At 43.0% G+C, this 26640-nt stretch carries 19 protein-coding genes and 2 pseudogenes; 16 read left to right on the top strand and 5 right to left on the bottom strand.

What is annotated here, in order from left to right; genetic code table 11:
• Positions 1–2: 2 nt before the first annotated feature.
• From DW036_RS22745 to rbr, 8 genes are all read left to right on the top strand, one after another.
• A complete protein-coding gene (locus DW036_RS22745) occupies positions 3–1388 on the top strand; it encodes a glycoside hydrolase family 43 protein (protein ID WP_118466317.1) in 1386 nt (461 codons plus the stop codon).
• 54 nt (positions 1389–1442) lie between these two features.
• Positions 1443–3068: a glycoside hydrolase 43 family protein gene (locus DW036_RS22740; RefSeq protein WP_118466316.1), complete on the top strand. Its 1626-nt coding sequence runs from the start codon at positions 1443–1445 to the stop codon at positions 3066–3068.
• A gap of 13 nt (positions 3069–3081) precedes the next feature.
• Positions 3082–5022 (top strand): glycoside hydrolase family 97 protein, encoded by a 1941-nt coding sequence (locus tag DW036_RS22735; RefSeq protein ID WP_118466315.1) that lies wholly within the window; start codon positions 3082–3084, stop codon positions 5020–5022.
• 18 nt (positions 5023–5040) lie between these two features.
• On the top strand, positions 5041–6402 hold the full coding sequence (locus tag DW036_RS22730; RefSeq protein WP_118466314.1) for a glycoside hydrolase family 43 protein: 1362 nt from the start codon (positions 5041–5043) through the stop codon (positions 6400–6402).
• A gap of 15 nt (positions 6403–6417) precedes the next feature.
• The gene (locus tag DW036_RS22725) at positions 6418–9039 is read left to right on the top strand and encodes a TIM-barrel domain-containing protein (RefSeq protein ID WP_118466313.1); all 2622 of its coding nucleotides are present in this window, start codon (positions 6418–6420) and stop codon (positions 9037–9039) included.
• 39 nt (positions 9040–9078) lie between these two features.
• A complete protein-coding gene (locus DW036_RS22720) occupies positions 9079–11112 on the top strand; it encodes an NPCBM/NEW2 domain-containing protein (protein WP_118466312.1) in 2034 nt (677 codons plus the stop codon).
• 40 nt (positions 11113–11152) lie between these two features.
• Entirely contained in the window at positions 11153–12223 is a 1071-nt protein-coding gene (locus DW036_RS22715) for a glycoside hydrolase family 43 protein (protein ID WP_187374669.1), read from the top strand.
• 275 nt (positions 12224–12498) lie between these two features.
• On the top strand, positions 12499–13077 hold the full coding sequence (rbr, locus tag DW036_RS22705) for a rubrerythrin (protein ID WP_007216470.1): 579 nt from the start codon (positions 12499–12501) through the stop codon (positions 13075–13077).
• Positions 13078–13182: 105 nt separating this feature from the next.
• On the opposite strand, the gene nadB is transcribed toward rbr, so the two are convergent.
• Together nadB and DW036_RS22695 are read right to left on the bottom strand one after the other, a co-directional pair.
• The gene (gene nadB / locus DW036_RS22700) at positions 13183–14754 is read right to left on the bottom strand and encodes an L-aspartate oxidase (RefSeq protein WP_118466311.1); all 1572 of its coding nucleotides are present in this window, start codon (positions 14752–14754) and stop codon (positions 13183–13185) included.
• A gap of 77 nt (positions 14755–14831) precedes the next feature.
• Positions 14832–16751 (bottom strand): tetratricopeptide repeat protein, encoded by a 1920-nt coding sequence (locus DW036_RS22695; RefSeq protein WP_022393167.1) that lies wholly within the window; start codon positions 16749–16751, stop codon positions 14832–14834.
• A 232-nt stretch (positions 16752–16983) separates the two neighbouring features.
• Here DW036_RS22695 and DW036_RS22690 point away from each other — a divergent pair, with 232 nt between their 5' ends.
• From DW036_RS22690 to DW036_RS22680, 3 genes are all read left to right on the top strand, one after another.
• On the top strand, positions 16984–17328 hold the full coding sequence (locus DW036_RS22690; RefSeq protein WP_233560526.1) for a helicase: 345 nt from the start codon (positions 16984–16986) through the stop codon (positions 17326–17328).
• Positions 17329–17378: 50 nt separating this feature from the next.
• Positions 17379–17789: a PH domain-containing protein gene (locus DW036_RS22685; protein ID WP_022393165.1), complete on the top strand. Its 411-nt coding sequence runs from the start codon at positions 17379–17381 to the stop codon at positions 17787–17789.
• Between the two features lie 63 nt (positions 17790–17852).
• On the top strand, positions 17853–18626 hold the full coding sequence (locus tag DW036_RS22680) for a LytTR family DNA-binding domain-containing protein (protein WP_118420763.1): 774 nt from the start codon (positions 17853–17855) through the stop codon (positions 18624–18626).
• Positions 18627–18979: 353 nt separating this feature from the next.
• Here DW036_RS22680 and DW036_RS26280 read toward each other — a convergent pair.
• Positions 18980–20187 (bottom strand): annotated as a pseudogene (locus tag DW036_RS26280) (hypothetical protein).
• A complete protein-coding gene (locus DW036_RS22670; protein ID WP_118466310.1) occupies positions 20184–21500 on the bottom strand; it encodes a DUF4270 family protein in 1317 nt (438 codons plus the stop codon). Before DW036_RS22670 ends, DW036_RS26280 begins: the two are co-directional and overlap by 4 nt.
• A 198-nt stretch (positions 21501–21698) precedes the next feature.
• Here DW036_RS22670 and DW036_RS22665 point away from each other — a divergent pair, with 198 nt between their 5' ends.
• Both DW036_RS22665 and DW036_RS22660 read left to right on the top strand, forming a co-directional pair.
• On the top strand, positions 21699–22754 hold the full coding sequence (locus DW036_RS22665; RefSeq protein ID WP_118466309.1) for a kelch repeat-containing protein: 1056 nt from the start codon (positions 21699–21701) through the stop codon (positions 22752–22754).
• Positions 22755–22768: 14 nt separating this feature from the next.
• The gene (locus DW036_RS22660; RefSeq protein WP_118466308.1) at positions 22769–23113 is read left to right on the top strand and encodes a DUF4907 domain-containing protein; all 345 of its coding nucleotides are present in this window, start codon (positions 22769–22771) and stop codon (positions 23111–23113) included.
• On the opposite strand, the gene DW036_RS22655 is transcribed toward DW036_RS22660, so the two are convergent.
• Positions 23085–24038: a hypothetical protein gene (locus DW036_RS22655; protein WP_118466307.1), complete on the bottom strand. Its 954-nt coding sequence runs from the start codon at positions 24036–24038 to the stop codon at positions 23085–23087. The genes DW036_RS22660 and DW036_RS22655 overlap by 29 nt on opposite strands.
• Before the next feature lie 172 nt (positions 24039–24210).
• Here DW036_RS22655 and DW036_RS22650 point away from each other — a divergent pair.
• From DW036_RS22650 to lpdA, 3 genes and pseudogenes are all read left to right on the top strand, one after another.
• A pseudogene (locus DW036_RS22650) lies at positions 24211–24778 on the top strand (ORF6N domain-containing protein).
• A gap of 66 nt (positions 24779–24844) precedes the next feature.
• Positions 24845–25264 (top strand): hypothetical protein, encoded by a 420-nt coding sequence (locus DW036_RS22645; RefSeq protein WP_118466305.1) that lies wholly within the window; start codon positions 24845–24847, stop codon positions 25262–25264.
• 9 nt (positions 25265–25273) lie between these two features.
• Positions 25274–26632: a dihydrolipoyl dehydrogenase gene (lpdA, locus tag DW036_RS22640; protein ID WP_118466304.1), complete on the top strand. Its 1359-nt coding sequence runs from the start codon at positions 25274–25276 to the stop codon at positions 26630–26632.
• Positions 26633–26640 lie beyond the last annotated feature (8 nt).

Below are 26640 nucleotides of genomic sequence, written 5' to 3'. Positions count from 1 at the left end.
TAATGAAGAAACTTATTTTATCCGGATTGACGGTAGCTATACTGTTTATAGCTTCTCCTCTGGGACATCTGAATGCTCAGACCCCTATTATACAGACAAAATTCACTGCCGACCCTGCCCCCATGGTACATAAGGGCATGGTATACCTTTATACTACCCATGACGAGGATTCTGCTCCCGAAGGAATGGCAGGTTTCCGCATGAAAGAATGGTTGCTGTACACCAGTACCGATATGGTGAACTGGACTGATCATGGAACCATAGCCGATTTATATAATTTCAAGTGGGCAGATCCTGCCGTATCAGGTTGGGGAGGATTTGAGAATGGTGCCTGGGCTCCTCAATGTATCGAGCGTAATGGAAAGTTCTATTTATATTGCCCGGTACAGGGACGAGGAATCGGAGTGTTGGTTGCAGATAGTCCTTTGGGCCCTTTTACTGATCCTCTCGGAAAACCCTTGATTGGTGCTGAGTATGACAGTATTGACCCGAGTGTATTGATAGATGATGATGGACAGGCATATTTATATTGGGGAAATCCTAATCTCTGGTATGTGAAACTGAATGAAGATATGATTTCCTGTGCGGGAGAAATTACGAAGGATAAACAGATCCGGAAGATAGAAAATCAGAAAGATCCTTATCATTTTCAGGAGGGTCCCTGGGCATACAAGAAGAACGGGCACTATTATATGGCTTATGCAAGTACATGCTGTCCGGAAGGAATTGGGTATGCGATGGGCCCCGGTCCTGTAGGTCCTTGGGAGTTTAAGGGATATATAATGAAACCTAATGGGAAATCTTCCGGAAACCATCCGGGAATCATTGATTATAAAGGTAAATCTTATGTGTTCGGATTTAATTATAGATTGAATTTCATGATAACCGACAAACATCATGAACGCCGTTCTATATGTGTGGCTGAAATGGAATATAATCCTGACGGCACAATCAAAGAACTGCCCTGGTGGGACGACGGTGTCGGAGTTGCGCCTGTCGGCACATTGAACCCTTATAAGCGGACTGAGGCGGAAACAATGGCATGGAGCCAGGGACTCAAGACCGCCAAGGACGATGAAAGCGGGATGTATGTTACTTCTATTCATAACAGGGATTTCCTTCAGGTGAAAGCGGTTGATTTCGGCAAGGGGGCAAAAACATTTGAAGTTCGTGCAGCTACAATAACCAAAGGAAAGATTGAAATCCGTTTGGATGGTCTTGATGGTACGTTGCTGGGCGTATGTAATATAAATAATACCGGTGGCTGGAATACGTGGAAAACCTTTACTGCTGATGTAGAGAAGGTGGGTGGAGTTCACGATCTGTACCTTGTTTTTAGGGGAGGCGATGGAGAGATGTTCAACATGGACTATTGGAGATTCAAGTAAGATGACCAGGAAACTGTGTCAGAAATAAATAGCAAATAAATATATATCTGTATCATGAAAAAGATGATGTTGGTATGGCTGACTGTTACTTCATTACTGATGGGGTGTTCCGGTTCGGAAATGTCGGTGAAGGGGACGTATCGTAATCCTGTAATTTATGCTGATGTACCGGATATGTCCGTTACGCGTGCAGGAGAGTATTATTATATGATAAGTACCACCATGCACCTGATGCCAGGTGGACCTGTTATGAGATCAAAAGACTTGGTGAATTGGGAAACAGTGAGCTATGTCTTCGATAAGCTGACTGATAACTCAAAGTATGATTTGATTGGTGGAACTGTTTATGGACGCGGACAATGGGCATCTTCCATACGCTATCATAATGGGAAATTTTATGTATTGTTCTCGCCAAATGATGTGCCCTATCGGTCGTATATATTCACGGCAGAAGATCCGGCCGGGAAGTGGGAACTATTATCGAGAACACAGCATTTTCATGATGCCTCTCTGTTTTTTGATGATGACGGCCGAGTATATGTATTCTATGGAACCGGTGAGCTGGAGGAATTGAAGAGTGACTTGTCGGATGTGAAACCCGATGGAGTCAGTATGAAGATTTTTGAACGGGATGCTGATGAACAAGGCTTGCTGGAAGGAAGTCAGGTTGTGAAACATAACGGAAAGTATTATTTGCTGATGATTTCCATGGATTGGAGTATCCCCGGTCGGGTGCGCAGGGAAGTATGTTATCGTGCAGACAAGATAACAGGGCCTTATGAGAAGAAGGTTATTCTGGAACATGATTTTGATGGTTATGGAGGAGTAGGTCAAGGTTGTATTATTGACTCGGAAGAAGGAGATTGGTATGGGGTTATTTTTCAGGATCGCGGAGGAATAGGCCGGGTACCTACTCTTATGCCCTGCCGTTGGATAGACGGATGGCCGATGCTGGGAGATGAAAATGGACATGTGCCTTTGACGATGGAAAAAGAGATATATCCGACTGAAAATACCAAAGGAATACTTGGAAGTGATGATTTCGACGGAGAGAAACTTTCACTCTATTGGCAATGGAATCACAATCCGGTGGATGACAAGTGGTCGCTCACAGAACGGCCGGGATATTTACGTTTAGAGACCAGCCGGGTGGTTAATAATCTGTATCTTGCTCCGAATACGATTACACAGCGTATGGAAGGACCGAAATGTAAGGCTACTGTCTCGCTTGATATTTCGAATATGAAGGATGGCGATGTGGCAGGTTTCAGTGCATTCAATGGACATTCCGGACTTTTGTCTGTGGTGAAGGAGGGAGATGCGAAACGACTTGTAATGTCTACCAATGTAGTCAACTTTGATAATACTCCTAATAAAGCCATCGCGAGTGTGGATGTAGAGGAAAAGGAACAGGTAGAACTTAATCAGAATATCATTTATTTGCGTATAGAGGGTGACTTTACTCCGAAGCGGGATATTGCTACTTTCTATTATAGCTTGGACAATAAGGAGTGGAAGAAGATCGGAACGGATTTCAAAATGCGTTTTGATTATACAAAACTGTTTATGGGAAGTAAGTTTGCCATCTTTAACTATGCAACAAAATCGTTGGGAGGTTATGTCGACGTTGATTACTTTGACTATGAGAGAGCCAATGATAGGGTGACTATTAATAAATAATATCTTGATACTTATGAAATATTTTTTAGTTATAACAGCGTTATTGATTTGCCTTACAATAAAGGCGGAGGAAAAACAAATAGCAAGTCCGGATGGGAAAATAGTAGTAACCATCTCTGATAAGGATGGGCAACCTTCCTATCGTATCAGTTATAAGGATACTCCTTTTATCAATTCTTCCCCTTTGGGGCTTATTACAAATATAGGTGATTTTTCCCGGGAGATGTCTTTGGAGCACGATGTTCAGTCAAGCAGAATTGATGAGACTTATACATTGCCCAATATAAAGCAGAGTAGTGTGCACTATGTAGCCACAGAGGGGGTATACCGGTTTAGTCAGCAAGGCAAGATTATTTATGATGTCATATTTCGTGTAAGTGACCGGGATGTTGCTTTCAAGTATAAAATGTATCCTCAAAAGAATACTTTATCCTGCATTGTGAAAGAGGAGGCGACAAGCTTTGTGCTTCCTGACGGGAGTACGACCTTTTTGTGCCCGCAAAGTAAACCTATGGGAGGATTTGCCCGTACTTCTCCCAGTTATGAGACACCGTATAAAGCAGATGATGCCATGGGCAAAAATGGATGGGGCGAAGGTTATACTTTCCCTTGTCTGTTCCGTAATGGTGATAAGGGGTGGATACTTATTTCGGAAACCGGTGTAGATAGCAAATATTGTGGAAGTCGTTTGTTGGGGCATGAAAATGGCTTATATACAATCGGTTTTCCTCAGGAGGGTGAAATGAATGGAAATGGTACAATTGCACCCGGACTTGCCCTGCCGGGAGAAACGCCTTGGAGAACGATCACTTTGGGTGAAACTTTGGCTCCGATTGTTGAAACGACAGTTTCCTTTAATGTTGTAAAGCCACTGTATGAGGCATCCGGAAAATATGAATACGGCAGAGGTTCCTGGAGCTGGATTATTGGTATGGATGGAAGTACGAAGTATGAAGAGCAATTACGTTATATTGATTTCTCTGCGGCAATGGGATACCAGTCTGTATTGGTAGATGCATTGTGGGATACGCAAATAGGCTATGACAAAGTTGAAAAGCTGGCTAAGTATGGTGCGGAAAAAGGAGTGGGACTGTATCTGTGGTATAATTCTAATGGATATTGGAATGATGCCCCACAATCACCGCGTGGTATCATGGACAATGCGATATCCCGACGTAAGGAGATGAAATGGATGCAAAGCATTGGAATACGCGGTATAAAGGTTGACTTCTTCGGTGGTGATAAGCAAGTTACCATACAGCTGTATGAAGATATTCTTGCTGATGCCAATGAATATGGGTTACTGGTGATTTTCCACGGGTGTACTTTGCCTCGCGGTTGGGAACGTATGTATCCTAACTTTGCGTCGAGTGAAGCCGTATTGGCCAGTGAAAACCTGCACTTCTCTCAGGGAAGTTGTGACAATGAAGCTTTCAATGCCTGTCTGCATCCATTTATTCGTAATACGGTGGGTAGCATGGACTTTGGTGGCAGTGCACTGAATAAATATTATAATGCGGATAATGCTCCACGCGGTAGCCGGCGTATAACTTCTGATGTGTTTGCTTTGGCTACTGCGGTATTGTTCCAAAGTCCGGTACAACATTTTGCCTTGGCTCCGAACAATCTGACAGATGCTCCGGAATGGGCGATAGGTTTCATGAAAGAAGTTCCTACTACGTGGGATGAAGTACGCTTTATTGATGGCTATCCAGGTAAATATGTAGTTATGGCACGCAGGCATGGTGATAAATGGTATATTGCAGGAGTTAATGCGCAGAAAGAGACCGTAAAGTTGAAGATTGCCTTACCGATGTTTACGCCTGGTGATCAAGTGAGGGTATTTACTGATAATGAAGAATTGCAAGGAAATGTAAAACAAATAAAGGTAAATAAGAAACAGGAGTTACAATTGGCAATGCCTTGCAATGGTGGAATATTAATTGTAAAATAATCAAATTAAAAAAGCAATATGGATAAAATGAAATCTTTATTCCTTTCATCGCTATTGGTAGTGGTGAGTACTTCGGGATTGGCACAAAATCCAATCATTCAGACAAATTATACGGCCGATCCGGCCCCAATGGTATATAATGATAAAGTATATCTTTATACTACCCATGATGAGGATAATTCTACCTGGTTTACGATGAACGACTGGCGATTGTATACGACCAGTGATATGGTGAACTGGACGGATCATGGCGCTGTGTTATCATATACTGATTTTAGTTGGGCAAAAGGGGATGCATGGGCTCCACAATGCATTGAGAGGGATGGTAAGTTTTATATGTACGTACCCATGATTTCGAATATAAACAATAGAGGTGCAATTGGTGTGGCGGTAGCTGATAGTCCTTATGGTCCCTTCTATGATCCGCTTGGAAAGCCATTGGTTCAGAGTGAATGGGGAGACATTGATCCGACTGTTTTTATTGATGATGACGGACAGGCTTATTTGTATTGGGGAAATCCCAACCTGTATTATGTGAAGTTGAATGAAGATATGATTTCTTATAGTGGGGATATTGTGCGTGTACCTTTGGTAGCAGAATCGTTTGGTAAACGCGAAGGCGATGCCCAGAGAGCCACTCTGTATGAAGAAGGCCCTTGGCTTTATAAGCGGGATAAGAAGTATTATTTATTCTGGCCGGGAGGTCCGCTGCCCGAGCATATCGGATACTCAACCAGCGATACCCCTACAGGTCCATGGAAGTATGGAGGAGTAGTGATGCCTGCCGGTGGCGGAGCGTTTACCATCCACCCGGGAGTTATTGATTTCAAGGGTAAAACTTACTTTTTCTATCATAACGGACAGTTGCCCGGAGGTGGTGGATTCAACCGTTCGGTATGTGTTGAGGAACTTAAATTCAACAAAGACGGATCTATTCCTCAACTGAAGATGACAGAGGGTATTACAAAAGGGATTACGACACTGAATCCGTATGTAAAAACGGAAGCGGAGACTATTGCTTTTTCTGAAGGGTTCAAGTCTTTCAAAAATGATCAGGTGGGTGTTTTTGTTACGGCAATGAAGAATGGTAGTTATACTTGTGTTCGCGGTGTAGATTTCAAGGCAACCGGTGCAACGAAGTTCAGTGCCAGAATAGGAACTACACATAATGATCCTGTAAATCTGGAAATCCGTCTGGATGGTGTCGACGGGCAACTGATAGGGACAATGAAGGTACCGCGTACAGGAGGAAGTGATCGTTGGGACTTACGGACTATTGACATTACAAAAGTGACCGGAGTACATGATTTATATTTTATAGTAAAGGGGCGGCCTGCTACCAATCTTATGTATTTTGATTATTGGATCTTTTCTAAATAACTTGTACTAAATACTATGAGAAATAAAAGGAAGTATATCAGAACAACAGGAATCATCCTGTTGTTCTGTGTTGTTTTGTTGAATACGGCATGTGCTTCAAAGCAAAAAGAGAAAGTCGTTCTTGAACTGAAACAGGGATTGCTTTCGCTGATACCATTAAATCAGAATGCTGTCCGGGTACAGTTTTCCCAACCGGGTTCGGCGCCTATAGAAGAACTTATCTATACAGAAAAGCTTCCTGTTCCTGAATATGAAGTTACAGAAGATAAGCAATCACTGGTTTTATCTATGGATGGAATTTCAGTGGAATTCGATAAAGGTACGGAAGTTTTGACTTTTAAAGATGCGAGTAAGCGTATCATTCTTCAAGAGAAAGTTGACGGGCGTTTCATGAAAGCTTCTTCTGTACAGGATGAACCTACCTATCAGGTGGAACAGCACTTTGTTTCTCCGAAAGATGAATATATATACGGTACAGGGCAGTTTCAGGACGGTTATCTAAATATCCGGGGATTGACACGGCGCTTGACGCAGGTGAATACACAGATTTCTATTCCTTTTATTCTTTCAAGTAAAGGCTATGGGCTGCTGTGGAATAACTATGGGTTGACGGATTTTAATCCGGCAGATAAATTTGTCGAGTTGACTCCCGCCAATGCAAGTGGAGAGGCTGTTACAGTAAATACCACCGGTACGAGTGGAAATGTAAGGGAAACCAGACAAACCTATTCGTTTACAGCTTCGGTGGAAGTACCTCGTTCCGGTAGCTATTCTTTGTTGCTGGATGTGGGACAACGAATGGCACGGAAGTATTATCTGGTTATCGACGGACAAAAGATTGTGGATGTCAATAATTTATGGTTGCCTCCCACTACTTCTGCCATTGTGGAGCTGACAGCCGGTAAGCACGATATAGAAGTGCAAGGTGAACGTAATGACAAGCCTGTGTTATATTGGCGTCCTGTTTCAGAAGAGACTGTATTCCGTTCTCCGGTTGCCCAAATGTTAGATTATACGGTTTTTGCCGGTAACGGAGATGAAGTGATCGCCAGCTATCGGGAACTGACCGGACCTGCCCCCATGATGCCTTTGTGGAGTCTGGGATATATACACTGCCGGGAGCGTTATAATACTCAGGCGGAATTGCTGGAGAATGCCCGTGAATTCCGGAAACGGAAATTGCCTATCGATATGATTGTACAGGACTGGCAATATTGGGGAAAATATGGCTGGAATGCCATGAAGTTTGATGAAGACAGATATCCTGATCCGGGAAGTATGATGAAGGAACTTCATGAGATGGATGTGCGTCTGATGATCTCTGTATGGTCTAAAATTGATGCTCAGTCCGAAGTGGGAAAGCAAGCCAAGGAAAAGGGATATTACATACCGGGCAGTGACTGGATTGACTTTTTCAATCCGGATGCAGCGGCTTTCTATTGGCAGAATTTCCGTACCGGATTATTGAAATATGGTATTGACGCCTGGTGGCAGGATGCCACTGAACCGGAGAATGATGATTTGCAGAACCGTCGCATCAATCGTGAACAAACTCCGGGAGAGGTTTACCGGAATGTATATCCGATGTATGTTAGCAAGACAATCTATGAAGGTTTACGTCAGGATGATCCAGACAGGCGAGCTATGATTTTTACTCGCAGTGGATTTTCAGGAATGCAACGTTATGCAGCCGCCACATGGTCGGGAGACGTAGGGCATGACTGGGAAACCTTACGTCGGCAAATCGTAGGGGGATTGGGACAGATGGCGACAGGGCTGCCTTGGTGGACTTATGATGCAGGTGGGTTCTTCCGTCCGGGCGACCAGTATACAAATACCGGATATCATGAACAGTTGATCCGCTGGATACAGGCAGGAACATTTTTCCCACTGATGCGTGTGCATGGCTATATGAGTAATACCGAGCCGTGGCGATATGGAGAAAAGGTGGAACATATCATTGCCCGATATCTGGATTTACGTTATAGGCTTCTTCCTTATATCTATTCACAAAATGCTGCGGTTTCATTCAATGGTTCTACTTTGATGCGTCCGTTGGTGATGGATTTCCCTGAAGACCGTTTTGCACTGGAACAAAACTATCAGTTCATGTTCGGACCTTCTATACTGGTGGCTCCGGTGGTAGAAAGTGGTGTTAACCGAATGAAGGTTTATCTTCCGGAATGTTCGGCCGGCTGGGTAGATTTCTGGAATGGTACACCTCATAAGGGAGGTATATTCACAGATGTAAATGTGGATCTTATGAAGACTCCTTTATTTGTGAAAGCGGGTTCTATATTACCGTTAGGACCTCAGAAACAGTATGCAGCTGAGGAGACGGAACAACCGTGGGAAATCCGTATTTATCCGGGGGCTGATGGTTCTTATTCTGTTTATGAAGACGAAGGAATCAATTACAATTATGAGAAAGGTCAGTTCAGCACGTTTGATCTGAAATGGAATAATTCGGATAAGACCCTTACTATCAGTGACAGAAAAGGCTCGTTTGCAGGAATGAAGGAAAGAATGGCTTTCAATATTGTAATTGTAACGCCGGAATCGGGCACTGGAATTTATCAGTCAAAAGTAAACAAGAGCATTGTTTATGAGGGAAAATCAATGGTGATATCACTGTAGTGTTTCTTAAAAGGCAATGATTTGGAAATATCTTAAAATATGAAGAATAATATGAAACAGTTTTTGGCCCTCGTAGGGTTTGTAATAGCGTCCATTACTACAGGATGTGGTCAATCCCATACTGTGTGGCTTGATGATTTGGATCTGACAGCTATGACTCAAGGTCATGGAGTAGCCATGAAAAATAAATCGGTTGATGGTAAACCCCTGACAATCGGAGGACAAACGTTTGAACGTGGAGTGGGTACCCATTCAGTCAGTGAAATAGCAATTCAATTGGATGGCAAAGCCGTATCATTTACGGCTCAGGTAGGGCTGGATGATGAGATCATCGAGCATAAGACGTCTGCCGAATTTATTGTAATAGGAGATGGAGCCAGGCTTTGGACGAGTGGGATTGTAAAGGCAGGAGATACGCCTAAATTATGTTCGGTTTCATTGGATGGAGTCAAAAGACTTGAGCTGATTGTAGCTGATGGTGGTGACGGGCCTTACTATGACCATGCTGACTGGGCGGATGCAAAGATAATATCAAAAGGAAAGCAGAGTTTTCCTACACTTAAATTCATTGCTACGGAACCTTATATACTGACTCCACCTGCTCCCGCGACGCCGAGAATTAATGGGGCTTCTGTGTTTGGAGTGCGTCCCGGTTCCCCATTCCAATATCAGATAGCGGCTACAGGCGATCGTCCGATGACATTTGCAGCAGAGGGATTACCGGCAGGATTGGAGATTCACCCGGAGACGGGTCTGATTACAGGTAAACTAACCAAGGCTGGTACATTTGAAGTGGTTTTGCAGGCGAAAAATGTGAAGGGAACGGCAGAAAGAAAACTTCGTATTGAGTGTGGTGACAGAATTGCTCTTACTCCGCCGATGGGATGGAACAGTTGGAACTGCTTCGGACATGAAGTCTCGGCTGAGAAAGTGAAGCAAGCGGCAAGAGCTATGGTTGAAAGTGGTTTAGTGAATTATGGCTGGACTTATATCAATATAGATGATTCATGGCAACATCACAGAGATCCCAACGACCGGACCAGAGGTGGACGGTTGCGTGACGATCAAGGTAATATCATACCTAATGCCCAATTTCCTGATATGAAAGGGTTAACGGACTACATACATTCACTTGGATTGAAAGTGGGTATTTATTCTTCACCCGGTCCGTGGACTTGCGGAGGTTGCGTAGGCAGTTATGGTTATGAAAAGCAAGATGCCGATATGTATGGTAAATGGGGGCTTGATTATTTGAAATATGACTGGTGCAGTTACGGGGGAGTTCTTGACCGTGATTTAGATAAGGATCCTTACAGTGTGTCTTCCTTGGCGTTTCAAGGGGGAGGGGATTCAATTGCCGGTAGAAAGCCATTTAAGATTATGGGGGATTATTTGCGTCAGCAGCCCAGGGACATTGTTTATAACCTGTGTCAGTATGGTATGGGAGATGTCTGGAAATGGGGAGATGACGTTGGAGGCCAGTGTTGGCGTACGACTAACGATATCACCGATACTTGGGAAAGTGTAAAAGGCATCGCTCTTTCTCAAGACCGTGCAGCCGCATGGGCGAAACCCGGTAACTGGAATGATCCGGACATGCTGGTTCTTGGTATTGTAGGTTGGGGAAATCCTCACCAAACCAAGCTTAAACCTGATGAACAGTATCTCCATTTCAGTCTTTGGAGTTTATTCTCTGCACCGCTTCTGATAGGTTGTGACTTGGAGAAAATGGATGATTTTACCCTGAGTCTGCTGACTAACAATGAGGTGATAGCTGTTAATCAGGATCCTTTGGGTAAACAAGCCACGTGTGTATATTCAATAGGGGAATTACGTATTTATGTGAAAGAACTTGAAGATGGCAGTAAGGCGGTTGGTTTCTGTAATTTCGACCGCGAAAAGGCGGATATCTCTTTCCGTGATTTTGATAAACTGAATATTACGGGTAAACAAACTGTGCGTGATCTTTGGAGACAAAAGGATATAAGAACCTTGGATACAGGACGGAAGCCATTGCCTCTCAATGTTCCAGCCCATGGGGTACTTCTTTATAAATTTACACCGATTCAGTGAGAATATAAAAAATAGAATTACTTACTTAATTGTTTTTATCATGAGAAACACTCTTTTTATTGTTAGTTTATATCTGATCTTATCCGCTTGCGGTGAGAAAAGTAATGAAGTGAAGTTTATTTCGGAAGGTAATCCGATAGTGACGGATAAGTTCACCGCTGACCCGGCGCCTATGGTGCATAATGGTAGACTGTACCTCTATGTGGGGCACGATGAGGCTGAAGAAGGACAGGACTTTAACATAACCGAATGGCTGTGTTATTCAACAAAAGATATGAAAACATGGACCGATCATGGAAGTGTGCTGAAGCCTACGGATTTCTCATGGGGAGTTGGCGAAGCATGGGCTTCCCAGGTTGTAGAGAAAGATGGGAAATTCTATTATTATACAACGGTACAGGCGGGTGCGCCATATAATAGTAAAGTAGTAGGCGTTGCCGTGTCAGATAATCCGACGGGACCTTTCATTGATGCTCGGGGTACACCGCTTATTACAGATGATATGACTCCTAACGGTTCTCGTGGATGGTGGAACGATATCGATCCGACCGTTTTTGTGGATGATGACGGCACACCATGGATGAGCTGGGGCAATGGTACCTGCTTTTTAGTGAAACTTAAACCCAATATGACAGAACTGGATGGAAACATAGAGATTCTTAAAATGCCGAAATTTGTGGAAGGACCATGGATTCATAAGCGTGAAAATCTTTACTATCTGACGTATGCATCGATGGGTAAGGGGCGTGAAACCATTAGCTATGCCACGGCACCAAGTATGGATGGTCCATGGACCTATCGTGGAGTCTTGACAGGAATGGCAGAAAATAGCTTTACCATACACCCGGGAATCATTGAATTCAAGGGACAAAACTATCTGTTCTATCATAATGCAATACTTACCATAGATGGTAAATCCGGTGCCACAGGGCGTCGAAGCGTGTGCGTTGACTATCTTTATTATCTACCCGATGGACGTATGGCGTATGTTGAGCAGACCAAAGAAGGTATTACTGTGAAGCCGAAGACAGCAGCCGAAGTAGCTGAGATTGTAAATCTATACACTGGTGAAGAAGAGGTTGTGGTAGAAAAAGAAGTAATAGCGGAATAGAAGTGTAACAAGCTGTAATTCCCATCATTATGAATGAGAGAATTAATAATTTAGTTATTGTCTTCATAGTCGGAAGTATTTATGTTTACCAAATACAAAGATAAAGTTTTTCCTGAATTATATTTCCGGAAATAGGTTTTATCTATGCCTTCATAGATAAATACAATGAATAAAAAGTGTGTAAATACCAAACAAAATCTTTATTTTTGTGTTGTTAATAAGAATGACTAACGACAATTGATACGTAATTTACTAACTAAATAAGAAAAAGAACTATGGCTAAAAGTGTTAAGGGAACTCAGACAGAAAAGAATCTGTTGACTTCATTTGCAGGAGAATCACAAGCAAGAATGCGTTACACTTATTTTGCAAGTGTAGCTAAGAAGGAAGGTTACGAACAAATTGCTGCTATCTTTACTGAAACGGCTGACCAGGAAAAAGAACACGCTAAGCGTATGTTCAAGTATTTGGAAGGTGGTATGGTAGAAATTACAGCAAGCTATCCTGCCGGTGTTATCAGCACTACACTGGATAACCTGAAAGAAGCTGCTGCCGGTGAACACGAAGAATGGTCTCTGGACTATCCCCACTTTGCTGACGTAGCAGAAAAAGAAGGTTTCTATGAAATCGCTGCTATGTACCGCAACATTTCAATTGCTGAAAAAGGTCATGAAGAAAGATACCTGGCTTTCGTAAATAATATCGAGAATGCTACAGTATTCGCTAAGGAAGGTGAAGTAGTATGGCAATGCCGTAACTGTGGTTTCATCTTCACTGGTAAAGAAGCTCCTGAAGTTTGTCCGGCTTGCTTGCATCCGCAGGCTTACTTCGAAGTGAAGAAAGAAAACTATTAAGAAATTCTTATTTCTATGATAAAGAACGCCCGGGTGTTTCGCTTGAAGAAACATCCGGGCGTTTTGCATTATAAGCAGTATACCCTCATGGGGGAGGCGCTTATACTATTTCTTTGCGTGCGGATAATCAATCGTATAATGTAATCCGCGACTTTCCTTGCGTTCTATTGCCTGACGGGTAATCAGGTAACCGACATTAACCATATTACGCAGTTCGCAAATAGCTCTGGATGCCTTGCTACGCTTGAAAAGATCTTCCGTCTCTTCATATATCATATCCAAGCGTACCCAGGCACGTTTCAGGCGCAGATCACTACGTACAATGCCTACATAGGCTCCCATAATCTGGTTCACTTCTTTCATGCTTTGAGTAATAAGCACCATCTCTTCGTTGGTCACTGTTCCTTCGGCGTTCCATTCCGGTATCTCGTGGTTGAATTCATAGCGGTCGAGTACGCTTAGCGCATGTTTGGCAGCGGCATCGGCATAAACAACTGCTTCAATCAAAGAGTTGGAAGCTAAACGATTGCCTCCGTGAAGACCTGTGCAAGAGCATTCTCCTACGGCATACAGGCGATTGATGGAAGACTCTCCGTTCAGGTTTACCTTGATGCCACCACAGAGGTAGTGTGCGGCAGGAGCTACCGGGATATAGTCTTTGGTAATATTGATGCCTAAGCTGAGGCACTTTTCGTAGATATTCGGGAAATGTTTCTTGGTTTCTTCCGGATCTTTGTGTGTAACGTCCAGATATACATGGTCGTCACCGCGCTGCTTCATTTCACTGTCGATGGCACGTGCCACGATATCACGCGGGGCAAGAGAAAGACGCGGATCGTATTTCTGCATAAACTCTTCACCACCCATATTACGCAATACGGCACCATATCCGCGCATTGCTTCCGTTATCAAGAAACAGGGACGGTCGCCCGGATGATAAAGCGCTGTGGGGTGGAACTGAATGAACTCCATGTCCTGCACGAAACCTTTGGCGCGGTAGACCATGGCAATACCGTCTCCGGTAGCAACCAGCGGATTAGTAGTGTTGCGGTAAACAGCACCTACACCTCCCGTAGCCATTAGCGTCACTTTGGAAAGGAAAGTATCCACTTCGCCCGTATCTTCATTCAGCACATAAGCTCCGTAGCACTTGATGCCCGGAGTATGGCGGGTTACAATAATTCCCATGTGATGCTGGGTGATGATTTCTACGGCGAAATGACGGTTGAATATCTCAATGTTAGGATGCGTCTTTACGGCTTTGATGAGGCTTTCCTGTATTTCGGCACCTGTATTGTCTTTGTGATGCAGAATACGGAATTCAGAGTGTCCGCCTTCTTTATGTAAGTCGAAGTCTCCTTTGTCATTCTTGTCAAATTCTACTCCCCACTCTATCAGTTCCTTGATTTGTCCGGGTGCTTCACGTACCACTTTTTCTACGGCGGCACGGTCACTGATCCAGTCGCCCGCAATCATGGTGTCCTCAATGTGCTTATCGAAATTATCTACCAGTGTATTGGTTACTGAGGCGATTCCCCCTTGTGCGAAGAATGTATTAGCTTCTTCCAATTCCGTTTTGCAGATGAGCGCTACTTTACCTTTATGAGCTACTTTCAGAGCGAAGCTCATGCCGGCTATACCGGAACCAATTACTAAAAAGTCGAACTCTCTAATCATATTTTGTATGTTTAAGTACTGCAAAGCTACGAAATAAGTAGTTTCATTGTACTTTTCCCGTATATTAATTCACAAAATTATGATAAGAACTGTTTAACAACTTCATCCAGGGACTCTTCTTTGGCAAGTCCTATGTTCTTTCGCATACGCGAGCGTATCACGTTGACACTGTTACGGTTAATACCCATAATCAGAGCTATTTCATCCGTACTTTGGTTCATGCAGATGAGCATGGCAAGCAACTCTTCATTGCGGGTAAGTTGCGGATAATATTCCCGTAATTTGGGTAGATAGAACGGGTATATTGCTGCAAACGATTGTCTGAAGTCATTTTCATCCTCTTTGCTGAGGAGGCTCTGACCGGTCAGTTGACGGATAGAAGTCAGGTTATTGGTAGCCATTGCCTGCTCTATCTGTTCGGTCAACTGCTCATTACGGCGGTTCAATTCTTGTTGGCGGGTGATTAATTTCTTTATTTCCTGTTTATGTTTTTCCAAAAGTAAGCGATTGGCTTTTCGTTTGCTTATGAAGTAGGCAACGGAGATGATAAGTATTAACAGCAGGGCGATAGAAATACATATATTATAGAATAACTGTTGCTTTTGCAGTTTCACTTGTGCCGAGAGCAAAGTATTTTCTTTTTCTTTCCGTTCAGTATCAAACCGGATATTGGCAGCAGCAACAGCACGCATCTTTTCAGCTGAATTCAGCGAATCCGTAAAAGTCTGGCTGCGTTTATAGCAACGGATGAATGCATCCTTCATATTCATGTCCAGATAGTAGTCCATAAGTATGTCGTTGGCCTTTTGTTCTCTGGATTTCATATCCATGCCTATAAAACCTTGTGCGGCTTTCTCTATCAGAGGTATTCCTTGTGTAGCTTTTCCTGTTTGCAATAAAGCCCGTCCTAAGTGAAGTTCCAGCTCATACTTGGCCCATTGTGGCATGCGGGAACTGTCCGGGCAGATACTTAATGCAAGCGTTAGTGCTTTCTGCACAGAATCGGGATACTCCAGATAGGCTTCTGCTGTAGTAACTTTGTTCACAAATACTCCTTTGAAACTGCCTTGCAGAGTTGATATCTTCTCAGCCTGGTTTAAATAATAGAATATAGAGTCCTTATTCTTCATCTGGCTGAATATGGATGCCCGGTAGCGATAGAGGTCACCCAGCCCGAAACTGTCTTTCAGAAGCGAGTAATGTTGAGCTTCCGCATTCAGTTGCAGGGCGCGGTCGTACATACCCAGTTCTGCATAAAGGTTGGCTTGTTCGCCATAGGCTATTACGATATTTTGGGGCGGTATGCTGTCGGTATAACTGCTGATGGCTTCCTGATTGATGGCAATAGCCTTTTCATATTCCCCGATAAGGCGGTAATAAATACCGAGTCGTGACATGATGCGAAGCATATTCCGGTACTCTCCTCCTTGTCGGTAAGCTTTCATGGCTTTTTCCAATATTCGGATGGCTTGGGGGATGTCGTTTCCGGAATAGATATAAACTCCGCTGATCATTTCAGCTTGTGGGATAAAACGGTTGGCATCTTCATAGTCGGGTAGTTGCAGGTATTCATTGGCCAACCCGATGGCTTGTTCATTGTCTCCATGCATCTGGTGCAGACTTGCCCGGGCAGATAACAGTTCATGTTTGCAGTTCTCTTGTATGAATGGAATCTGGCTGAGACTATCCATATATTCCATGCCGGAACGAATTTGCTTGCTTTTTAAGTAGTTGTAGTAAGAAATGGTAAGTATTTCCCGGGCATACTTAATCAGTGTATCATTCTCTTCTGTATTATTTATATTTTCCAGTAATTCCGCTAACTTTATTTTAGTCATATTTTCGGTTTCCCGGAACTTTTCCTCTTTTAGTAATGTGGTGAGTTTTTCTGCAGTTTGTTGCCACTGTCCGACATCTTCTGTGTTTGGAGAATGTGAATCAGTAGTACAGGCTCCTACAAATAGTAAGAGCAAGAGTAGTGGTTTTCCTATATTCATGATTCTAAAAACTTACTTTGTTTGGGCAAAGATACAATTCCATTTGGAAAAAAAAGAAATGATATCTATATTTTATGGCTTTTATTTGTAATTGATAATGAGGAAGATACATTTTTGTATATTGGATTGTATATTGGCTATTTATGGTTTAATCTTATAGTTTCTGCAAATTTGTAGCTTAATAGAAAACTAACCGACAATGAATAAAGTGGAAAAAATATCCCGATTGTGTATGAAAGAGATCAGTAGGGCTTTGATAGAAATGATTTCCGAAGACTCGCCTTATGCTTCGAAAGATATGCTTTGCGGAGCGCGTGGTGCTGTTTTCCGTGAAATTTTTATTTTCCATTATCCGGACTTTATAGGGAAAGTACAGGAACTGGTTCCCGGTGTTACGAAAGATGAGGAACTGCTTTGTATGTTGGTCTCCCTTGGACAGTCTGTAGAAGAAATAGAGAACTTGTTTTGCCTGCCTGCCGAGCAGGTATATATGTTCCGTAAATCGGTATGTTGGAAAATGAGACTGGAGGAAGTAAAGCTGTTAGGTGACAAACTAAGGGAGATATTGGAAGAATAACTCACTTCGTTTCGTAAAAATACCTATCTTAGCAGCAAAAATCAGAGTCAATGAATCGTATCTTTCATGCCCGCATTGCTGCGGGGCAATATCTATTTTTGCTGATAACAACGGCTATTACCATTCATGAAATGTGGATGAAACATGCCATTATGACTATTCTTTTTATGCTTCTGCTCATTATTGCTATTGAGCGTCTTATTCATACCACCTATACACTGACGACGGATGACAAGCTTATCCTCTTTTATGGTCGTTTTTCACGTTCAAAGGAAATACTCCTGAAGGACATTATTTCTGTAGAGCGTGCCTCTTCCATGAAAATAGGACGTTTCGCCGTGATGCGCTATGTGCTGGTGAAGTACGGGACGAAAGAAAAATGTGCTGTGTTGCTTCCGGTGAAGGAAGATTTGTTCATAAAAACTCTTACTAACCGTTTAAGTGAAGTGAAGAAATATTAATTCTCGATTTCCTTTTTGCAGTCTTCCGGAAAGTCGTTCGTCTAATTTCTAAAAATAAGAGAAATGATGATGAATTTGACTTGTGCTATTTTGCATGCCGACAGACAGGTGAGTGAACAACTGGAAGTGTTCATAGCCAAAATACCCTTTCTTTCTTTGTGTGGAAAGTACAGTAATCCCATTGAGGCATTGAAGGGTTATTATGACAACAAGGTACACCTTTACTTTGTAGGAATCGGGCAGGAAGAAATGGAAGGAATCAACGGAATGGAATTCAGTAAACTGCTTTCTCCGTCCACCCGTGTCATTTTTATTGCAGATACCCCCCGGTATGCCGCCGAGTGCTTCCGCTTGGATGCATTGGATTATCTGATATCTGAAATCAATTTTCCTGTCTTTTTTGAAGCGGTGAATAAGGCTTCGCGCTGGTTCAGCCTGAAAGGTGAAACAGGGATGTCGTTTACTGTCGTTCCCGAAAAGTCTCAGGCCGATACATCACAGTCCGAAATGCCTAAAGTGATTTATGTGAAGTCCGACAATCGCATTTTCCGTCTGGATATATCCAGAATATCTTATATCGAAGGGTTGGGCGATTACGTGAAGATTTATAGTAAAGATGAACCAAAGCCTGTACTGAGCCTGTGTACAATGAAATATATGGAGGAGAGATTACCTTCTGATGAATTTATACGTGTGCACCGCTCGTTTATTATTCGTAAAGATTGCATACGTATCATAGAGAGCAGTAAAATTGCTCTGGATAAAAGAAGTATCCCTATCGGAGAGGTGTACCGGAAGAAGTTGAAAAACTATATTTCTGACTATTCTGTCCTTTAGCCTGTTTCAATGTTCGTTGCCGAAATTGACTCATATGATACAGAAAGGAATAAAAGAGTGATAAGGTGGTAAAGTGATAGGGAGATAAAGTAGCTGCGCTATATATCGCAGGGATTTGTCAGAATTTATCAATAGCAATGTGGGCTTTTGTAACTTTCTGATTATCAGCATTGTTAAACCATGCCCTATTCAGTATACGACTGAACCCTATTAAGTATACGACTGAATGGCATTCACTATACGACTGAATTAGGTTCAGTATACGATTATTTTAGGAATATATATCATTTGTAAATAATATACACCGCTATCCTGTTTCTTAGTTCATAACCCGTCAGAAGAATATTATTCCCTTACCTCAATTTTGACCGTGATATTCTTTCTCCAAACGTAATATTCAAATTTACGCTAAATCGGCTTTCCTGCATCAGACTACTGCGTGAGTTGATCTGTTTCCGCCAGGTGGCACCCAATGAAAGATAGGAGTACCGGATAGGAAAACTTGCTCCTGCACTCACTTCCAGATATTGCATCTTTCCACCCCGCAGATTTATATACGAATTACTTAAACCTATTCCACCCATTAATTCAGTGGAGCGGGGGAGGCGTGGATTGGTAATATAGGTTCCCCCGATGTTCAACTTGTGCTGGTTTTCGTATTTTATGGAAGTGTAAGATGAGGTATTACGGCTCCAATCCAGATAATTATAATCGGCGGTAGCCACCCAACGTTCGGTAGTCATTGATATTCCGGTGCCGATGTGCATCGGTAAATATTGCGTCCGGCTATGATAACTCTTATCGACACCTTCACTGGTGGAAGAATTGCTATAAGTCAGATTGTTTTCGTGGTTGACCTGGAGGGGGCAAACACAAGTCCTGCCGCCCACTTCTGACTGCCGGTGGTATTGAATTCATAATGTATTCCGAAGTCTGCATAAAAGGCACGCTTGGAAGATTCGTATTCCACAATGGCACTTTCTTGCGTTTCGCTTTGGGTTACCGTTCCCAGTATGATACCCAGATTTACGCCAACGGACAGGCGTTTGGTCAATGCAAAGGCATTAGTAAGATAACAACGGTATAATCCTCCCGATCCTTCAAATAAGGAATAGGTATAACTTCCGGGCATACCTTCCACTTCTTCTTCGGTCTGAATCATGTAGCCTACGCTGCTATAGGGCGCAGCGCCTATCATGGCATACCAGCGTGGCAAGATGCGGCACCCTATGCTGAAGCGGTTGGGATTGCCCATAAAGCTGGAGCTGTGATCATTCTGAAAGGAATAACGGGCAGATGAAACCGATGCACCGACATCGAATATGAAACAGGTACTATCCATTCGGGTGATGGCTGCCGGGTTCAGAGTATTTTGGAATCCGGTTCTGTTCAGAGCAATACCTATATTGCCCATTCCGGCATAACGTCCACCGTCACTGGTACTCAGTTCACCCACTCCATACATGGAAGTGGGCAGGTTGGTGTTGTTTTGGGCTACGACAGAGAGGCTTGCTGCACAGAAGCTGCACAGCATAAGGGGAATCCGGTGGTAATGTTTCATTTTTCGTTGTATATTTTAAATCTGATATCTAATTTACATTGTCTCTCCTGGTCGGGGTCGTTGGTGAAGATTATTTGATTGAAAGTCATTGTCATTTCATTCTCTGGTAGACTCAGGAGTAGCTTCTGCCGTTTTATGCCCCACGTACCGAAGTTGTTGCGGATAAATTCGGTTACGTCAAAGGAATAATAAGTATCCCGCCCTAACATATCGTCCACTGTCAGGTTTCCGGTCTGTACCGTAACACCATCACTGCCGTATACATAATCTTCCAATACATTGTTTTCATCTGTGATGTAAAGGCGTATATCTTTCGGTAGTTGGTTTAGCTTGTTATAACTTCCGGACAGCGGATAGAGGTAGAGTGTGGCGCTTTCTATGGAAACAATTTCTCCTGCATCCTGCAAATTGTTCAGATGGGGGAATTCTATCTGATTATAGAATCCCGTCAATCCCTGCATATATGCCCGTCTGCCCAAGCTGCCGGAGTGAATAAGGTTCTCTATTCCGCTTTCCATGGTAGCGAGAGGGGTACTGGTGCGATCGTGGCGGATACTGGTGTAGGCATAATCAGTGTTTACACTGAAGGTCAGCTCTTTTTCCGTATGTTGACTAGCCACTTCCTTATAGTGCAGGGTGATGGCCATGGATGAATCATTCACTATAAATCCGGTGACGCATTCTCCGTTGTTTTCGGCTATGAGTGCCAGTCCGGGGAACTTTTCTTTGAACTTATCCTGGCTGTCGAAATAGTCTTCTTCTGCTACGAGGTCATTCAGTAACTCTTTCCCCAGTTCATCGGGCAGGCGTATTTCTAACTCCTTCTTTCGTCCGGGGCTCGGAGTGAAAGTGAAAGTGAACAAAGGCATACTTTCGGTAGGCAGGATAGTACTGTTGTATAAATCTTCGTCATCGTCCAGATAGATGGCTTGTTTTAGTCGGTAAACAGATATTCGTTGCTGTGTTAAGGTATCGCCCCAGAAGTTGCCGGAAGGTGTCATCCTCAGTACTAACGAGTCGAAGCTGTAACTATAATCCTCGTTGGGGGTAAAGCTGTTTTTAGAGTATTCGGCATAGTAAGCGGCGGAGACTTCACCCCATGAGGCATCCTTATAGTGTCCCAGCTGACAAATACTGTCTCCCCTGGTCTCTATGGAGTCCATAAGAATGGTACTGATGTCCACCGTACAAGTATCTACATATACATTATAGAAAGAACTACTCACCAGACTTTGTCCTAATTCTGAATTTTCATCCTGGCAAGCACAGATGGCGGCGATCATTATAATCAGACTATACAATAACTTTTTCATTGTAACTCATAATATTTCGTCGCAAAGGAAAATGAAACTTCTATATCTTCCTATTAAAATCGGCTATCGGGCAGGTTTTATCGGTAAAGGTATTTACCGGAAATTTAATGCCGTTTGTCGGTTATATTTGTTGATGAAGTACCTGTAGCCTACTTTTGCTACCAAAAATATAGTAAATCAAAATAAGTTCTGAGAAAAATGAATCGACTATTATTTGGAATGATACTGTTGGCGGTTGGATGCCTGGCTGGCAGTTGTACGGACGACGATGAATACACACAGGGTGTATGGATGAGAAGATCGGACTTGGACGGTGTAGCGCGGGGACAGGCCAGCAGTTTCACCATTGGAAATAAAGGTTATCTGTGTTGTGGCTATCGTGGGTCGAATAAGACATATCTGAAAGACCTTTGGGAATACAATATGGATGGAGATTATTGGACACAATGTGCCGATATGCCCGATGCGGCAGCGGGACGCCATAGTGCGGCTTCGTTTGCCTTGAATGACAAAGGATACATTACTACCGGTATTCAGAAGACCGAGCCCACATATCTGGCAGATACCTGGGAGTATGATCCCGCTACGAATACCTGGACGCAGAGGGATGACTTTGGCGGTGGTGTACGTCTCGGTGCATTGGCTTTCTCAATCGGAGGGTACGGTTATGTGGGTACGGGGTTCAATGATAATTATCTGAAAGATTTCTATCGCTTTAATCCTAATGCCGCTGCCGGAAAACAATGGGAAATTGTAAATGGATTCGGGGGATACAAGCGTTGGTATGGTACGGCTTTCGTTATAGATGATGTGGCTTATGTCTGCTGTGGACAGAACAATAACACGCTGGTTGATGATTTATGGAAATTTGATGGTGACAACTGGACTCAGTTGCGTGACATTGCCAATACTAATAGCGATGAAGATTATGATGATGATTATGCTATAGCGCGCTTAGGTACTGTATCTTTCGTGATAGATGGAAGAGGGTATATTGCTACCGGAACCCGTAGTGGCGTGACCAGTGATTATTGGGTGTATGATCCTGATGAGGATTTGTGGTATGGTGACTCCGATGATGATTATACGCCGCTTACGAATGTGCACAATGTAAGTTCAGGAGGTTCGTCGCGTGCCTATGCTGTATCTTTCTCTACGGGCAAGCGTGGCTTTGTGTTGACGGGGGCTTCGGGAACCAGCTATTTTGATGATGTTTATGAACTCCTGCCCTATGAGCAGGAAGATGTTGATTAGTGTTTTTGTGATTTATGAAGCTAGTGTTTATTGTGAAGATTGGTGTACTGTCTCTGGTGGCAGTATGCCTTTCTTGTTTCTTCGGCTGCACGAATGCCGCCGGAGAAAAATTATCCTGCCGCTCTATGCAAGTAAAGGGGGGATATGGGTATGTAGTGGTTTACGGGATAGATACACTGATTTATCAACCTTATATACCTGCCATAGGTGAGAAGATCACCTTTGCATCAGAGGAAGATGCTTTGAAAATAGGCAGATTGGTGTGTCGTAAGTTAGCGGAAAAGCAACCTCCTACAGTAAGCAGGGAGGAGATTGTTGAAAACTTACCGTCTATGCATCTTCCGGTGGCAGGTCGCTGACCTCATGTTGTATAGGCGAACAATCATAAGGGTATTTCTTTAGTAGTTTCCCTGTAATGATTTTCTTTGTGTCACTGCCGGGTCTTGACAAGGTCATGCTGTAACTAACTTGCAAGGCTTTATAATAAACATCAGCATAATACCTGTTTTGTTTCATACTGACCAGGTCCTTTTCGAAGCTAATATCTTTTAATTCACCTCTGTACATTCCTCTGTCGGTGTATATCTGCTTCTCTTGTTCGAGAATGATCTGTCCGTCTACAATACTTCCCGGCATATCCACAAGGCGGCTTTTTCCTTCGGGATTCATCCATTCCTTGGGATATTCGCCGGTGTTGGTGCCGAAGTAATACTCAGTAAAAGCATTGTAGAAAGGAAAAACGGTGGTTTTCTTTATTTCTTCTCCACTACCGGTTCTGTCTATCCAAGTGATTCCCCAAGGTTCTGTTCCGGCTTCTCTTACTCCATCAAATTCATCCAGATAGTAAGAGATGGATTCTATCTGATAGTAATTGGTGCATACTTTCTGCTGGATGAATATTTGCTCTGAGTAAAGTCCTTGTTCGGTACTCAGTTTGATAATTAATTTGCGTTCTTCTCCTGCAAAGTTGTCATTCAGGTGTATAATAAGGGATTTCGCTTTGTCGCGGGTGATGCTGCCCCAATGAAAGCGTACGGTGCCCATACCCTCCAGCTTCAGGGGATATCCGTTTTCATCTGTCATGATGCCTCCGTCCGGATACATGACGGAAGCCACAATCCAGTTGGTTCTGGTCATCGGGATCTCTATGGAGTTTGCATCGCCTTCAACAGTAAATTCTTCCGTAGAAGAGAAACGTTCATCATTTTCATTATCACAGGCTGTTCCGCAGAAAAGGATGACAATGGAGAATATTAGCATTTGGAGTACGTTCATTCGTTTCATGTATCTCTAGTTTCGTTAGTTTAAAATAGCTTTTGTTTATAGACGTATTTTTATTGGGAAATACTGCAAACAAAGGTATGTTTTTTTAGTAAGAAAAAGATAAGGGGGGGACTTTTTGTAGAATATTAGTTGTACCTTGTAGGTCTTTAAATCAACAAAATACATATAAAGTATGGAAAACGAATTACAAGTAATCAGAGAGCAGGAAATAGAAGCCATGCTTAATAGAACTGAGAGGACAGAAAGTTTTGCTGGACAGAGATGTGGCAACGCTGTACGGAGTAGAAACGAAGCGGGTGAATGAAGCGGTGAGGAATAATCTGGATAAATTCCCCAAGGACTATATCATTGAATTGAATGAAAGTGAGATACGGTATTTGCGGTCGAAACTTTCGACCGCAAATTTATCCCCTAAAGTACGTGCAGTCCCTAAAGCCTTTACCGAAAAAGGTCTTTACATGCTTGCCACTGTTTTGAAAAGTCCTCGTGCTACGGCTACGACTCTTGCCATTATAGAGTCTTTTGCTCATTTAAGAGAACTCTCCCGTAATCTAAATATTTTGTCAACTGAAGTAGATGAAGATAAACAGAAAACATTGACCCAACGCAGTAGCGAGTTACTTCACGAATTATTGTCTGTAGAAGAGAAGGGAGATACAACAGAAACCGAATCTTCGATAGAACTGAATTTATATGCTTTAAAGATGAAGCGTACGGTGAAAAAGATAAAGAAAGGATAATTCTTTTGTGCAGATAAGAGAGGTTTTTATTAACTTGCAGGCAGTTTACAAATAACCCTTGTATATATGGAAAAAATATTCAAATCCAAAGGTATGACTACTACTGAAAAATGGGTAATAGTATTTGTTCTTACTTTTATGTGCGGTACATACCTGTTGCTGAAAGAGGCGTCTGTCTTATGTGGATTCATTGTGGCTATTCCTTTTCTGATTAGTAATTACCAAAGGAAATATATCATTAAAGAAAATGGAGACCTTTGGGTGAAGACAGTGTTCGGTATATCTCAGAAGGCGATCGGAGTGAACTGTATCCTCTATAACCCGTCTGCCAAAGGATGGCAATGGCGCGTCCGCCAGATGGTGGTCAGGTATCAAAATGGATTGAAGAAAGGCTTTTTCCCGATTACTCCTGCTGACCCGGAAGGGCTGATAGCCGCACTTAAAGAAAAGAATCCTGGTCTTGAGTTGCAATATACCTATAAATAAATAGAAACTATGAAATACCAAGTTGCCATTATCGGTGGAGGTCCTGCGGGATATACTGCTGCCGAAGCTGCCGGGAAAGCCGGACTAAGCGTAGTGTTGTTTGAAAAGCAAAGTTTAGGTGGAGTTTGTCTGAATGAAGGCTGCATCCCTACCAAGACTTTATTGTATTCGGCAAAAACGTATGATGCTGCGCGTCATGCTTCCAAATATGCAGTCGCTGTTTCCGAAGTCTCATTTGATTTGCCGAAGATAATTGCCCGTAAACAGAAAGTGGTGCGTAAACTGGTGTTGGGCGTTAAAGGTAAGCTGACTGCCCACGGAGTGAATATCGTGCAGGGAGAAGCTACCATCATCAATGAGAATACTGTGCAGTGTGGTGCTGAGACTTATGAGTGCGAGAATCTGATTTTATGCACCGGTTCGGAAACATTCATTCCCCCTATTCCCGGAGTGGATACTGTACCCTTCTGGACGCACCGCGATGCTTTAGATAATAAGGAGCTTCCTGCTTCACTTGCCATTATTGGTGGTGGAGTAATCGGTATAGAGTTTGCCTCCTTCTTTAATAGTCTGGGCGTACAGGTCACTGTTATCGAAATGCTTGATGAAATCCTGGGAGGCATGGATAAAGAGCTTTCCGCTCTTCTGCGTGTGGAATATGCAAAACGTGGAATCAAGTTTATGCTTAGTACGAAGGTCGTATCTCTTGCTGAGGCTTCTTCCGAAGACGGGAAGCCACAAGTGCAGGTTAATTATGAGAATGCAGAAGGTACAGGCAGCGTGCTTGCCGAGAAACTATTGATGAGTGTAGGTCGCCGTCCGATAACGACAGGTTTCGGGTTGGAGAATCTGGAATTACGAAGAACGGAAAGAGGGAATATCTGTACAAACGAACAGATGCAAGCCTCTGCTCCGGGAGTATATGTATGTGGTGATCTGACAGGTTATTCTTTACTGGCACATACAGCTGTTCGTGAGGCAGAAGTAGCTGTACATACGATACTTGGCAAGAAAGATGTCATGAGTTATTGGGCAATTCCCGGTGTGGTATATACCAATCCGGAGATTGCAGGAGTAGGGCAGACGGAAGAAAGTTTGCAAATGAAAGGTATTAATTACCGTGTTGTAAAACTCCCGATGGCTTACTCCGGTCGTTTTGTTGCTGAGAACGAAGGAGTGAACGGAGTTTGTAAACTTCTGATAGCAGATGATGAGACCATAGTGGGAGCACACATATTGGGTAATCCGGCTTCTGAAATTATCACCCTGGCAGGTATGGCTATCGAACTGAAACTGACTACCGAAGCCTGGAAGAAAATAGTATTCCCGCATCCCACGGTTTCAGAGATTTTTAAAGAAGCGTTGTAACTCGATAA

Source organism: Bacteroides sp. AF39-11AC (genome assembly GCF_003474285.1).
GTDB lineage: Bacteria > Bacteroidota > Bacteroidia > Bacteroidales > Bacteroidaceae > Bacteroides.
This window is presented reverse-complemented; position numbering and strand designations above follow the sequence as displayed.